Annotated in this window: 11 protein-coding genes; 4 read left to right on the top strand and 7 right to left on the bottom strand. The window is 63.1% G+C overall.

Going from position 1 to position 13,778, the window contains the following annotated elements:
* Nucleotides 1–44: 44 nt before the first annotated feature.
* Both QX041_RS17890 and QX041_RS17885 read left to right on the top strand, forming a co-directional pair.
* Nucleotides 45–1,034 (top strand): zinc-dependent alcohol dehydrogenase family protein, encoded by a 990-nt coding sequence (locus tag QX041_RS17890; protein WP_316166132.1) that lies wholly within the window; start codon nucleotides 45–47, stop codon nucleotides 1,032–1,034.
* Nucleotides 1,035–1,056: 22 nt separating this feature from the next.
* On the top strand, nucleotides 1,057–2,601 hold the full coding sequence (locus tag QX041_RS17885; RefSeq protein WP_315712951.1) for an AAA family ATPase: 1,545 nt from the start codon (nucleotides 1,057–1,059) through the stop codon (nucleotides 2,599–2,601).
* A 40-nt stretch (nucleotides 2,602–2,641) separates the two neighbouring features.
* On the opposite strand, the gene QX041_RS17880 is transcribed toward QX041_RS17885, so the two are convergent.
* Together QX041_RS17880 and QX041_RS17875 are read right to left on the bottom strand one after the other, a co-directional pair.
* A complete protein-coding gene (locus QX041_RS17880; RefSeq protein ID WP_409977959.1) occupies nucleotides 2,642–4,315 on the bottom strand; it encodes a PHA/PHB synthase family protein in 1,674 nt (557 codons plus the stop codon).
* A 209-nt stretch (nucleotides 4,316–4,524) separates the two neighbouring features.
* Nucleotides 4,525–4,887 carry a hypothetical protein gene (locus QX041_RS17875; RefSeq protein ID WP_315712955.1) on the bottom strand — a complete coding sequence of 121 codons (363 nt, stop codon included), beginning with the start codon at nucleotides 4,885–4,887 and terminating at the stop codon, nucleotides 4,525–4,527.
* Between the two features lie 162 nt (nucleotides 4,888–5,049).
* On the opposite strand from QX041_RS17875, the gene QX041_RS17870 reads away from it, so the two are divergent.
* Nucleotides 5,050–5,778, top strand: a complete 729-nt coding sequence (locus tag QX041_RS17870; RefSeq protein WP_315712957.1) for a CBS domain-containing protein — start codon at nucleotides 5,050–5,052, stop codon at nucleotides 5,776–5,778.
* Between the two features lie 55 nt (nucleotides 5,779–5,833).
* Here the strand turns inward: QX041_RS17870 and QX041_RS17865 are convergent, their stop codons facing one another.
* The 3 genes from QX041_RS17865 to QX041_RS17855 all read right to left on the bottom strand — a co-directional run bounded on the left by QX041_RS17865 (nucleotide 5,834) and on the right by QX041_RS17855 (nucleotide 7,923).
* Nucleotides 5,834–7,096, bottom strand: coding sequence for a CoA transferase (locus QX041_RS17865; RefSeq protein WP_315712958.1), 1,263 nt, complete (start codon nucleotides 7,094–7,096; stop codon nucleotides 5,834–5,836).
* Nucleotides 7,097–7,289: 193 nt separating this feature from the next.
* Complete coding sequence (locus tag QX041_RS17860) at nucleotides 7,290–7,751, bottom strand: GNAT family N-acetyltransferase (protein ID WP_315712959.1); 462 nt, start codon at nucleotides 7,749–7,751, stop codon at nucleotides 7,290–7,292.
* A gap of 4 nt (nucleotides 7,752–7,755) precedes the next feature.
* Nucleotides 7,756–7,923 (bottom strand): hypothetical protein, encoded by a 168-nt coding sequence (locus QX041_RS17855; protein ID WP_315753630.1) that lies wholly within the window; start codon nucleotides 7,921–7,923, stop codon nucleotides 7,756–7,758.
* A 679-nt stretch (nucleotides 7,924–8,602) separates the two neighbouring features.
* On the opposite strand from QX041_RS17855, the gene QX041_RS17850 reads away from it, so the two are divergent.
* A complete protein-coding gene (locus tag QX041_RS17850; protein ID WP_315753501.1) occupies nucleotides 8,603–8,788 on the top strand; it encodes a hypothetical protein in 186 nt (61 codons plus the stop codon).
* A 31-nt stretch (nucleotides 8,789–8,819) separates the two neighbouring features.
* On the opposite strand, the gene QX041_RS17845 is transcribed toward QX041_RS17850, so the two are convergent.
* Nucleotides 8,820–9,758 (bottom strand): hypothetical protein, encoded by a 939-nt coding sequence (locus tag QX041_RS17845; RefSeq protein WP_316166129.1) that lies wholly within the window; start codon nucleotides 9,756–9,758, stop codon nucleotides 8,820–8,822.
* Between the two features lie 99 nt (nucleotides 9,759–9,857).
* Nucleotides 9,858–13,715, bottom strand: coding sequence for an ATP-binding protein (locus QX041_RS17840; protein WP_315712964.1), 3,858 nt, complete (start codon nucleotides 13,713–13,715; stop codon nucleotides 9,858–9,860).
* Nucleotides 13,716–13,778 lie beyond the last annotated feature (63 nt).

Genomic DNA, 13,778 nt, shown 5'->3' with positions numbered 1-13,778 from the left:
TGATTATCTTATTATCCTGCAAATTCGTCCGGGAGGCATCTCCGATGCGAGCGATGGTTCTGCGAAAGCCTGGAGCGCCTCTGCAGCCCGAGACACTCGCGGACCCCGATCCTGGTCCCGGTGAGATCCGCGTCAAGGTCAGGGCATGCGGTGTGTGTCGCACTGACCTGCATGTGTTCGACGGTGAGCTTCCCGACATCCGGTATCCGATCATCCCCGGACACGAGATCGTCGGTCATGTCGATCAGATTGGTCCTGGTGTGACGACGCACAGGCTCGGCGAGCGGGTCGGAATTCCATGGCTGGGGCATACATGCGGCCACTGCACGTTCTGCGCACTTGGTATGGAAAATCTCTGCGACCAGCCGACGTTTACCGGCTATACGCGCGATGGCGGCTATGCGACCCACACCGTCGTCGACGCAAATTATGCGTTCCCGCTCGGAGGTCTGGAGGACGACATCGCCACCGCACCGCTGTTGTGCGCCGGCCTGATCGGCTGGCGATCCCTGGTCATGGCAGGGAAGGCCGAGAAGCTCGGCATCTACGGATTCGGCGCGGCCGGTCACATCGTTGCCCAGGTCGCCCGCTGGCAGGGGCGCCAGATCTACGCGTTCACCCGCGAGCACGACCAGGCTGCGCAGGATTTCGCGCGCCAACTTGGCGCCACATGGGCCGGAGCGGCGGGCCAGCGTCCCGATGTTGCTCTGGACGCGGCCATCATCTACGCGCCGGCTGGCGAGCTTGTTCCGGCCGCTCTGCGGGCTGTTCGGAAGGGCGGCCGGGTGGTCTGCGCAGGTATCCATATGAGCGACATTCCGACGTTCCCGTATTCCCTCCTCTGGGGAGAACGCCAGGTGGTGTCCGTCGCCAACCTGACGCGGCAAGACGGTCTCGATTTCCTGCGAGTCGCGCAGCAGGCTCAAATACGGACCCATACGACGCCCTATCCGCTATCCGACGCAAATGACGTTCTGGCCCGCCTGAGGCGGGGTGACGTCGTCGGCGCGGCGGTGCTCATCCCGGACTTTTGAATTGAACGTGGCAAGACCGCCCATGGCATCACCATCCGATCAGGAACTGGTCTTCTCCTTCCTGGGCAATACCGCCCGACATCCAGGTGTCCGCCGGATCGACACGCACGCGGCTTCCGTGTTTCTGATCGGCGACCGCGCTCTGAAGATCAAGCGCGCCGTTCGGCTGCCATTTCTGGACTATTCGACGCTCGATCGGCGCAAGGCCGCGTGCGTAAAGGAAATGGAGATCAATCACCCGTTTGCTCCGGACATCTATCTGCGTGTCGTCGCCATCACCAAGGCGCCAGACGGGTCATTCGATGTCGGTGGATCCGGCACTCCGGTCGAATATGCCGTCGAGATGCGTCGCTTCGATGACAGCCAGACGCTTGATCATCTTTCTCGCCGCCAGCAGTTGGACGTCGGATTGGGCGAGCGTCTGGCAGAGACGATCGCGGCGTCGCATGCAGTCGCCGTTCGGAGCTCCTCCAATCTGTGGACGGACTCCATTCCAATCTGGATCGACGCATTCGTCGCCAGCTTTCGGACAGTCTCGCGATTTGGCGAAACGGAGGTCGAAGAACTCCGCGTCCTTTGCCACTCGGCCTTCGCGCGGCTCCGCCCCCTGCTCGAGCAACGTGCAAAGGACGGGCACGTGAAACGCTGCCATGGCGACCTCCATCTGGCCAACATTGTCCTCATTGACGACAAGCCGGTGCTGTTCGACGCCATCGAGTTCGACGACCGAATAGCCACGATCGACGTCCTGTACGACCTCGCCTTTCCACTGATGGACCTCTTGCACTTCGCGCAGCCGGTCGCTGCAAGCCACCTCTTGAACCGCTACCTCTCGACCGCGGCGCCCGACCAGACCGGAGGATTGGCTGCTCTGCCTCTGTTCATGGCGATCCGGGCCGCCATCCGTGCACAAGTCTTTGTCGCAAGGTTCGACCGCCTCGATGCTGAACACTCGGACGCAGATCGCTCCACAACGATCGAGACCGCAGAGAGCTACTTTCAACTTGCGCGCAGCCTGATTCGGCCGGCGGAGCCGAGGATGATCGCGGTCGGAGGCCTGTCGGGAACGGGGAAATCTGCGCTCGCCCGGGCTCTCGCTCCTCTCTTGGTTCCTCCACCGGGAGCAATCGTGTTGCGCAGCGATGTGCTGCGCAAGCAACTGTCTGGCGTGAAGGAAACCGAACGCCTCCCAGCTGAGGCCTATACGCCGGAATCGAGTGCACGAGTCTATCGAGAGTTGACGACGCGGGCCAGCCGCGTGCTCTCACAAGGTTTCACGGTGATCGTCGACGCCGTGTTTGCACGTTCGGATGAACGGCAGGATATCCATGATCTCGCGAAACGGCTGAAGGTGCCCTTTGCCGGCCTCTTCCTCGTTGCAGATTTGCGCAGCCGGCAGGAGCGGATTCACCATCGAGTCGCCGATGCGTCCGATGCAACGGTCGGGGTTGCCGAGGATCAGGAACACTACGATATCGGCGGTCTCGATTGGCTCCAGGTCGATGCGTCAGGCACGGCTGAGACGACATTGGACCGAAGCCTTTCATTGCTCCGGGCCAGCGCCTAAGCCCGACGGGATGGTGCTCCTTGGCCGCAACATGCGGCGATCACGTGTGCACGTAGTCGCCCGGCGCGTCTCCGAGATCATTCGAACGATCTGTCCCGAGTTGCGGCGGCGCGCCCGGCGCTCCCGACTGCTGTCCGAGCCATGCTGTCCAGGCCGGCCACCACGATCCCTCCAGCTTTGGAGAGCTGCTCTGCCACTCGTCCGGCCCGAGATAAGGAGCGTCGGCAGCCTTGGTCCGCATCTGATGGGAGCGCCCCTGCTCGCCCGGCGGCGACACGATGCCGGCATTGTGGCCGCCGCTCGCGAGCACGAAAGTGACGTCAGCATCAACCTCGTAATGGACCTTGTACGTCGATTTCCAAGGCGCAACGTGATCACGCAGCGTCCCGACGACGAACATCGGCGTGTGGATATCGGAGAGCGAAACAGGCTTCCCCTCGACCCGATACCGCCCCTCGGCGAGATCGTTGTTCAGGAAGAGCTTGCGCAGATATTCGGAGTGCATCCGATACGGCAGCCGCGTCGCATCTGCGTTCCATGCCATCAAGTCGCTCGGGTTTGCGCGCTCGCCGAGAAGATAGTCGCGCGAGACACGAGACCAGATCAGATCGTTGGAGCGCAGCAATTGAAATGCGCCCGCCATCTGGGTGGTATCGAGATATCCACGCTCCCACATCATGTCTTCGAGAAAGGCGACCTGGCTTTCATTGATGAAGAGCGTCAGCTCTCCCGCTTCCGTGAAATCGGTCTGGGCCGCAAACAGCGTGATTGTCTTCAGACGCTGGTCGCCATCCCGTGCCATGGCTGCCGCCGTGATCGAAAGAAGCGTTCCCCCGAGACAATAGCCTGCGGCATGGACCGGCGTATTCGGAATGATCGTTCCGATCATGTCCAGGGCAGCCATGACGCCCAGCGAGCGGTAGTCGTCAAACGCAAGATCCCGGTCTTCCGCTCCGGGGTTTCGCCAGGAGATCATGAAAACCGTAAAGCCCTGGTCGGTCAGGTATCGGACCAGCGAATTGTGCGGCGACAGATCCAGGATGTAATACTTCATGATCCAAGCCGGTACGATCAGGACCGGCTCTGGTCGCACCTTCTCGGTCGTCGGCATGTATTGAATCAGCTCAATCAACTGATTGCGAAGCACAACCTTGCCCGGTGCGGTCGCGACAGTCTTGCCGACGACGAACTCACCATTGCTCGATATCTTTCCCGGCTGCATCACCTGCATGATATCGGCGAGCCAGTTCTGCCAGCCGAAGATCAGGTTCTCGCCACCGCTTTGAAACGTCCTTTCCAGAACTTCCGGGTTGGTCGCTGCAAAGTTCGATGGCGCTAAAATGTCGAGCAGTTGACGAATTGAAAAGTCAACGACGGCTTCGTTGGCGGGGTCGACACCACGAATGCCGGTGGTCGCCTTGTGCCACCAATCTTCTCCGAGCAGGAACGCCTGGGCGAACAAGTTGAACGGTTGGGCCGTCCATTGCGGCTTGGAAAAGCGATGATCGTTGGCCTGCGGCCTGATCAGATCCCAAGGACCGCGATTGGGATCCGCAAAATGCAATGACCGTTCGGCAACCAGCTTCGCGCCGTTCCAGGCGTCTCGGACGATCTCGATTTGACGCTGAGGCGCAGCCGCCAGATGGCAAACCCAATCCAGATACGCCATCGACAGAGCAGCCGGCGATATCCCCGCGGTGAGTCGAGCCAGCATCGCGCTGAACGCCTTGTCCAGCTCGTGGTCCTCGCGCCGAAATGCCCCGGAGCCCGCGTCGGCTTCCTGACAGAGCGACCTTGCGTTCGATGCAGCGAGCCCCCCCGCCGGCTTCAAAGAGGTCTCTACGGAGACAACGGCCTTGCTCCGGTCGTTGTCGGTTGTTCTCTCACGCTCCCGCGCCTCGAGACGCGACACACCCGCACTCTTCAGTTTCGCCACCGTTGCCCCATAAGATTCACGCTGGCATCAATCAGGCGTTGCCCGTGCTTGAAGAGTCGATCGCAATCCCGCCTGACGAAATCAATCTGATGCCGTCCACATTCCTGAACCATCGCCTGGATTCCCGTCACGGAATGCACGCCAGCCAGCTTCGACACGAACTCGGCCAGCAGATGCGTCTCCGTGCGCGCGCGATCCAGCACTTCGTTGCTGGCAAACAGAACCTCCTCCATGACGATCTGCTGCGAACCAACTAGCAGCTCAAGTGCGTGCTTGTTGGAGAGAGCGACACGTTCGGACAGTTCGGCCGTTTCGTCGGCCAGGATCTTGGTCCCGGAGAACTCGGACATAGGCACCTCTCCTCGCGCTGGATCAGATTGCCTTATAGCTGCAATTCAATGCCAAGACCTTGAGCTGCGTCAATGACGGCGGCGGCATCTCCTTTGACCTGCGTCAATTCAAGACCGTCGCAGCGGGTTACTTTTTCTTAGCTTTTGACATTGGAGTTCGCCATGCGCGCCCATCAGATCATGACCCGTCCCGTCATCACTGTCACCCCTGACACTTCCATCGTGGACGCGGCAAATATCATGCTTCAACGGCACGTCAGCGGCCTTCCAGTGGTCGACCCCGGCGGGAAGCTGGTGGGCGTCGTCTCGGAAGGCGATTTCATTCGCCGAACGGAGATCGGCACTGGGCGAAAGCGCGGCCGCTGGCTGCGATTCATTCTCGGGCCCGGAAAGTCGGCCGCCGACTTCGTCCACGAGCATGGTCGCAAAGTGTCAGAGGTGATGACCAAGTCTCCCTTGACGATCACCGAAGACGCCGCGCTGGCTGAGATCGTGGAACTGATGGAAAAGAACCACGTGAAGCGGTTGCCCGTGGTCAAGGGAGACCGGGTGATCGGCATCGTGTCACGGGCGAACCTGCTGCAAGCGGTTGCCGCGCTCGGGCGGCAGGTTCCAGATCCAACGGCCGACGACGATCACATCCGCAACCGCGTGATCGACGCCCTCGAGAAGAACGACTGGTGCCCGTTCGGATTGTCCGTCATCGTCAAGGACGGTATCGTTCATCTGAGCGGCGTCATTACCGAAGAGCGGTCGCGGCAGGCGGCGATCGTTGCCACCGAGAACATCTCTGGCGTCAAGAAGGTGCATGATCATCTGTGCTGGATCGACACCATGTCGGGCATGTATCTGAACTCACCGGAAGACGATGAGATGGCCAAAGCCGGCTGATGGCTGCTGAGGACGCTGCCGCTCTTCTTCCGTGTCCGGCACCAGTGACGATGCCTTAGGCTCCCGGATCGTTGCGTCCGAACGCCCCTACCTGACGCAGGGCTTCGATCTCCTGCTCGGTGTACCGAAGCCTGTCGCGCAGAATTGCGGCCGTATGCTCTCCCAGCCGCGGCGCCGCCGTGGGCTCGACGGTCGGTGTGAGCTTCATGGTGATTGCCGGCTCGACGTTGGGTATCGAGCCTGCCGTCGGGTGCGGAATACGACAGGTGCGGTCGCGCATCCGGACCTCGGCCGCGTTGAACGCCTGCTCGACCGTTCGAACGTGTCCAACCGGAACTCCAGCCTGGTTCATCCGGGATATCCAGACATCCATCCGTTCCGCGGCAAGGATGTCGGCGATGAGGCCGCGCAGTTGCGCACGGTTGACCCATCTCGCTCTTCGCGTGGCAAAGCGAGGATCGCTCAGGAGATCCGGACGACCAAGTACCTCCGTTGCCAACCGGCGGTAGAGTCGATCGTTGGCACATGCGATGTAGAGCGGGCCATCTGACGCTTCAAAGACGCCGACCGTCGGAGAGTCGTTCGGCGAATTGCCCGTTCGCGTGGGGTTCACGCCGCTCATCAAATACGCCATTCCGGAGAAGCCCGTCATCGCCAAGGCGATGTCGAACAGCGCCACTTCGACGTGCTGCCCGCGACCGAGCCGCTGCCGGGCGGCAAGTGCCAGCAGGATGGCATTGCAGGCGGACATGCCGGTGGCCAGATCAACGATCGGAGGACCGGTCCGCACCGGCGGACCGTCGGCGAAACCGTTGAGGGACATGAACCCGCTTTCCGCCTGGGTGATTGGATCGAACCCTGATCGCCACGCGAATGGACCTGAGCGTCCGTAGGCCGAGATCGAGCAATAGATCAGCCCGGGATTGGTGCTGGACAGTGTTTGATAGTCCAGCCCGAACCTCTCCATGACGGACGACGAGAAATTCTCCACGACGATGTCGGCCTTGGCGATCAGCGCACGAGCGACGTCTCTGGCCTGCGGTATCGTGAGATCCAACACCATACCGCGCTTGTTCCGGTTGAGGCTGAGGAACGCCGCGCTCTCTCCGCCGAGCTCGGCGTGCTCGTATGCGCGGGTATCGTCTCCCGTGAGCGGCTGCTCGATCTTGATCACCTCGGCGCCGAAATCGGCCAGCGTCTGTGTACACGCCGGCCCTGCGACAACGCGCGTGAAGTCGATCACCAGCAGACCCGCCAGCGCGGTTGGCGCGTCAGGCGGCCGTGGCGCACGCTCTGGCAGGGTGACCTCGGCCGGCATCCCAGAGTCCTTCCCGCTGCTTTGATCGTCTGAAGCGATCTTCCGTTAACTGCCGGGCGCGGCTTGTCTCCAACGTCCGACAACGCATGGTTAGCTCAACGACAGCCGCAAAAAAAGGCCCGGGTCGGAGCTGTCGGACCGGCTTAATTCTGCTGCAGCGCAATGCAATCCGCATAAGGCGTCGGTCGACAGCTCACCGGCCGATCATCTTGCGCCAATAGAGCGAGTTCCCCCAGGCCCAGGGCCGGCCCGGTTGGAACAACACATATCCGCACCGAATGAAATTGTTCGCGGAGACGATGTTGCAGGTCGTGTCCGAAACGATGCAATCCAGGCCCGAGCGACGCGCGCGCAGTTCGATCGCACGCATCAGCCGCCGCTGCAGGCCGTAACCACAGCGCTCTTGGAGAACACCAACCCTCGAAAGATAGGCTATGCCTTTGCCGAGGGATGACGGCACCATTCCGGCAAAGGCGACGGGCCGTCCGAGCTCGGTCGATATCCACCATTGTCCGCTCTCGAAATCGGGCAGAGGCGCGCAATCGAGGAATGTGCGCGCATGGAGCTCCTTCAAGGTGTCGAGGACGTCAGGCTCGCAAGCGTCGACCTCCCTGATGCGGAAGCGGCGGCCTCGCCGTGAGATCCTGGCTGGCACGGCATCACCTTCCGAGCACGACTTTGATGCCGAGCCAGATCGCACCGATCAGACCGGTCGCGATGACCGTGATGACGGCCTTGAACGTATAGCTCTGAGCCTGCTCCACGCTCTTGCGCCAGCGCCGCAGGTGCTGGAAATCGGCTCTCAGCTCGGTGATCGTCTTCGACATGGTCAAGTCCGGTATCATGGATGATGAATGCGAGGTTGGTGATCGTCACGAGATCGCATCGGCGGCTGCGATCATCACCAGGCCGATCAGGGCGAGCGCGATGAGATAGGCGGTCATCTTCCCCTCTCTCCTGGGCGAAGGAAAAGTGCGGCAGATCGCAGCCGAACGCGCGATCGTTTCAGGCGCGAACCCTATCCCTCGGCTCAAACAAGGGACCGCTGCGGGCGGAGCGACGGTCGCCACGCCCACGCGCCGGCCCGTTCGCGCGGGCCAGCGAGTAACCGGATGTTCGAAGTTGTCTTCGCGCCGGCGCGCGATGAATTGCCGGCGATCATGGTCGACAGCCGATGCCGGCCTGCGCTGCTCACGTCAAATGCCCGTGGACAACCCGACATCATCTTTTCGGAAAATTCGATAATAACACTATGCCGGTGATTTGCCCGACGTGTCAAATTTGATCGAAATGCAGCAGTCAGGCCTTGCGATTTCGATAACCGCCGCTCCAAATCCGGTCCGAGCGAACAAAAAGCCCGCTGCCGAGTTCGCGGCGCGGGCTCTATGATTTCTTCGACGATGGCAAAATGCGCCTGATTTGCCCGACGTGTCAAGCGCAGATAGTTGCGCCGGCCGGCAACGCAACTTCAGCCCGTCGGGCGCGGCCGGCGGAGGAGATCTTCTGATGTATGTCGTTGCGGTCGTGCTCGCCGGCTTGTCCGCCCTGTTCTATGTGGCGAGCCAGCACCAGCTCGGAGCGGTCGGCGCCGATGTCTGTCAATATGGCAGCCTGTTCTGCGACAAGCCGCACTACATGATGACGGGCGCGTTGCTGGCCGCCCTCTGGGGCAAGTTCGTGAGCATGCGCTGACACGAGCCGGCGCGAAGCTTCGATCAACCCGTCAGTTCTTGATCGCGTAGAGCGGCGTTCTCACCGTCAGCTGGTAGACCGGCTTCGGCGCCCAGGCGATCTGCGCGGTGATGCCGAACAGCCGGTTGTCGTCATCGTCCATGCGGTCGAGATCCAGCCTGACCAGCGGCTGCGTGTAGGGCGCGATCGGCGTGACAGCAAGCAGCTGCGCACCGCCGAACGACTGGAGGCCGACGCGCGCGGAGACCTTCCAGTTGTTCTCCCACTGATAGAAGCCGCCGACATAGCCCGCCGTCGTGCTGCCGACATGCGCTAGCACTGAGTCGACCTCGACATGGGTATATTGAACGCCGGCGAGCCAGCCTTTCATCTCATCCGGATCGAGCGCGTATTTGGCTTCGATGACGGTGTTGAACGAGGTCGTCGCCAACGGCGCGTCCGGCACCGACCTGGTCAGCGTCGACTGCAAGGTGAGCGTCGGAAGCGCGCCGCCGTTCTGCTGATAGACATCGGCCTGGAAGCCGAGGAACCAGCTCGTGACCGCCACGTCGGACCAGCCGGACAGGCCGTTGTACGACGTGCTGCCGGTGAAGCCCGCGTAGAGCGACAACGCGTCGCCGAGATCGACCGTGAGCGGGACGTCGACGCCAAGGCCCTGGTTGGTCGGAGCCGACAGTTGCGGCCGTCCTGGCAAGGCTGGACGGTCGAGCAGCTTGCGCAAGGTGGCGAGCTGCGACAGCGTCCCGAACAGGGAGGTGTCGCCAAGGCCCGTCGACAATGCTCCGCCGGGCACATAGGCGTAGTTCGTGCGGAAATCGATGTAGACGTTGGCAAGGCCCGGCGCCGCCGCGTCCGCCTCATCGTCCTTGGCAAGGGCGCCGCCGCTCGTCACCAGCGCCGCGCCCGAGACAAGAGCGAATATCCGCCGCTGCGCCCGACCGCCGCGCAGCCGCCATTTCTCGTCTGCCATGAGACTTCCCCCGGAGACCGAAAATACGCCGGTCCGGCGCGATCCTTCAAGTGCGGATCGCGCGAGGCCCACCAGGTCAGGGGAAAGCTGCCGCGGTTCTCATGCCGACGACGCCGGCTTCGCGCCTGCGGCTCGCGCGGCCATGACCTGCCGCAGCACGCGCGACAGCTCGTCGACCGAGTAAGGCTTCTGGATCAGGCTGAAACCGTGACGGTCGCCGTCGGCGAGGACATGGCTGTAGCCGCTGTTGAGCACGATCGGGATCATCGGCAGCCGCCGGCGGATTTCCTGGCCGAGCGTCACCCCGTCCATGCCGGGCATCACGACGTCGCTGAGCACGAGGTCGAAGCTCTCGGGATCCTCGTCGATCATCCGCAGCGCATCCGTTCCGCTGCGCGCGAGCACCGTTCGGTAGCCGAGATCCTCGAGCAACTGCGTGGAGAACTCGCCGATTTCCGGATTGTCCTCGACGACCAGCACATTCCAGCGCGCGGCGAGCTGTTCGGGACCCTGCTCGCTCCGCTCGCGCGGTCCCAGCTGCTTGTGCGTCAGCGGGAGCAACAATGTCAGCTTCGTGCCCTTGCCGAGCTCACTGTCGACCAGCACCCGTCCGCCGGACTGATGAACGAAGCCGTAGACCTGAGACAGGCCGAGGCCGGTGCCGCGCCCAACCCCTTTGGTGGTGAAAAACGGCTCGAAGATCCGGTCGATCTGATCTGGAGGAATGCCGGATCCGGTGTCGCTGACGGCAATGGAGACGAACGACGACTGCCCGGGCCGACCGTCCTCTCGGACGATCTCGCCGCGAATGGTCAGGACGCCCTGCCCCTCCATCGCATCACGCGCATTGGCGACGAGGTTCACGAGCGCTGTCTCGAACTGATTGATGTCGACGTCGACCGGAAGCGGCCGCAATGCGAGGTCGAGTTCGATCACGGCCGGCGCTCCGAGGACGGTCTGCAGCATCTCTTCGATCCGCTCGATATGCCCCGCGGCATCGAAGACGCGGCGCTCCATCGGCGTCCGCCGCGCGAAGGCGAGCAACTGTCCGGTGAGCTTGGCGGCGCGATCCGCCGTGTCCGAGATCGCATCCACGTAGCGCCGCATGCGCTCCGGGGACAGCTGGCGCCGGCGCAACAGGTCGGCCGACGACCGGATCACGGTCAGCAGATTGTTAAAGTCGTGCGCGACGCCGCCGGTGAGCTGGCCGATCGCCTCCATCTTCTGGGCCTGGCGGAATGCTTCCTCCGCCTTGCGCCGTTCGGTCAGCTCGACCGCCTCGGGCACGATGGCGGCCACCTGTCCGGTCTCGTCCCGCACCGGCCGCATCTGGAAGTCGAACCAGCGCGAGCCGCCGACCGGCAGTTCGAGCTGCAGCTCCTGGCGCGCCCCGTCGCCGCGAGCGACGGCGTCGACCAGGGATCTGATCACCTCGGGCATGCCGGGCGTACCCGCAAACCACGGCGTCTCCCAGAATGGCAGCCCCGCGACCTCGTGCAGCGGCGCAGCGATCGCTTCGAGCGAGGTCGCATTGGCGTCCAGAAGCGTCCCATCGGACGAGAGCAGCGCTTGGAACGTGTAGCTCGCCTCGAAGATCGTCCGCAGCCGCGCCTCCTTGGCCTGCAGCTCCGCGGTACGCTCGGAGACCTGCGTCTCCAGACGCTCGTTCAGCTCACGCAGCGCGATCTCGGCCTCGTGCCGCACCCGCGACAGATCGATATTGGCGCGCACCCGCGCCAGCAGCTCGCGCGCGCTGAACGGCTTGGTGAGATAGTCGCTCGCCCCGGCATCAAGCCCCTCGACCTTGGCCTCCTCTCCGGCGCGCGCCGACAGCATGACCACAGGAATGTCGCGAAGCTGCGCATCGCTACGCAGCGCTTTCAGCAGGCCGAAGCCGTCGAGCCCCGGCATCATGACGTCGGTCAGCACGAGATCGGGGCGGCGCTGTCGGACGGCCTCCAGGGCCGCCATGCCATCGCTGACCGCCTCCACGTCATAATCCTCGCCGAGCAGACGGCGGACGTAGTCGCGCATATCAGGATTGTCGTCCGCGAGCACCACGCGATCACGGGCCGATGCCGTCGCGGAGCGAACTCCCAGGTCGTCGGATGATGACGGGTGAGGAAGCTCGAACGGCACACCGCCGTTCAACCACCCGAGCGCCTCCTCGATGTAGGCTTCGGCACGGACGTTGGTAACGGCCAGGACACGGGAAGGTCCGATCTGGCCCGCTGGCAGATGCGCCGAGCCTAGCGGAATGCGCACGGTGAAAACCGAGCCGCGGCCGAGCTCGCTGTCTACAGCGATCTCCCCTCCATGAAGCCTCACCAGCTCCTGAACGAGAGCGAGACCGATGCCGCTGCCCTCGAAGGATCGGCCGCGCGCGCCTTCGATGCGACGGAACCGTTCGAACAGGTGCGGCAGTTCACTGGGCGGGATGCCGGTGCCGGTGTCGCGAACCCTGAGCTCGGCATGATTGCCGTCAGTGGACAAGCCGATCGACACCGCGATTTCACCTTCGAAGGTGAACTTGAACGCATTCGACACCAGATTGAGAACGATCTTCTCCCACATGTCGCGGTCGACATACACCGGCTCGGACAGGGGCGTGGGGTCGATGGTGAGACGCAGGCCGGCAGGATCCGTCGCCGAGCGGAAGTTGGATACGAGCTCGGCCGTGAAAACCGCAAGATCGATCGGCTCGAAGTGCGCGGTCATGCGGCCGGCCTCGATGCGCGAGAAGTCGAGCAGCGTGTTGACGAGCTTCAACAGGCGAATGCCGTTGCGGTGGATCAGGCTGAGGACGGATCGCGCGTCGGAGGTGAGTTGGGCCTCGTCGCGGCCGAGCAGGTCTTCCAGCGGGCTCAACATCAGCGTCAGCGGCGTGCGAAACTCGTGGCTGATGTTGGAAAAGAACGTCGTCTTGGCGCGGTCGATTTCGGCCAGCGCTTCCGCCCGACGCCGCTCTGCCTGATAGGCCCCGCCATTGCTGACGGCCGCTGCAATCTGCCCCGCGACGAGGTTCAGGAAGCGGGCATAGCTCTCGTCGTAGAGACGGAACGGATTGAGACCTGCGATGAGGAATCCGCCCCGTCCGGCTTCCCCCGACGCGGGCAGCGGAAGCACAACGGCGTGCTGTGGCGGCTGACGCCATCCGCCGGTCGGAAAGCTGAGGCCGAACCGCCGCGGAAGGTCACGAACCAGCACCGCATCCTGCAGCTTCAGCGCTTCAGCCAGAGGCCACGTTCCCTCCGGCTGAATTCTCAGCCTCGGCTGAACGGCAGGATGATCGCGGTCGATGCCGGTCAGGGCCTCCAGTCGCGCCGCCTCGCCGTCCGGGTCGGTCATGTAGATCATTGCGAACGGCAGGTCGCGCGACTCCCGCGCCAAGGCGTCCGCGCAGCTTGCGCAGGCCTGATCGATGCTGCGGGCCCCGGCCCCGGCATTTGCCAGTTCGCGCAGCAACGACAGCTGGCGCTCGCTGATCACGCGCTGAGTGTCATCGGTGTTCGCGCAGAAGATTCCTCCGGGTGATCCATCGTCGTCCGGAATGGGACTGTAGGAAAATGTGTAGTACGTCTCCTCGGGAAAGCCGTTGCGCTCCATGATCAGGAGTTGCGCCTCGACATAGGTGCCCTGATCACCGCCGCCGGCCTTGGCCAGCAACGGACCGATGTCCTCCCAGATCTCGTGCCAGACTGCAGAGATCGGTCGGCCGAGAGCCCACGGATGTTTGCCGCCGATGATGGTCTTGTAAGCATCGTTGTAGAGATAGATCAGCTCCCTGCCCCAACCGATCCAGATCGGCTGTTGGGATGTCAACATGATCCTGACGGCCGTCTTCAGGCTCTGCGGCCAACGCGCCGGCGGTCCGATCGAGGTGCTCTCCCAATCGAACCGCAACATCAGTCCGGCCAGCTCACTGCCTCCGGAAAAAAGCCTCTCGCGCTCGGCCATGCCGAGCTCCTGATCGTGCCCTGTTTGTCGCTGGTCCGGCACGCGCTCCCCCTGGTCGAAATC

Source organism: Bradyrhizobium sp. SZCCHNRI2009 (genome assembly GCF_032485115.1).
Lineage (GTDB): Bacteria > Pseudomonadota > Alphaproteobacteria > Rhizobiales > Xanthobacteraceae > Bradyrhizobium.
This window is presented reverse-complemented; position numbering and strand designations above follow the sequence as displayed.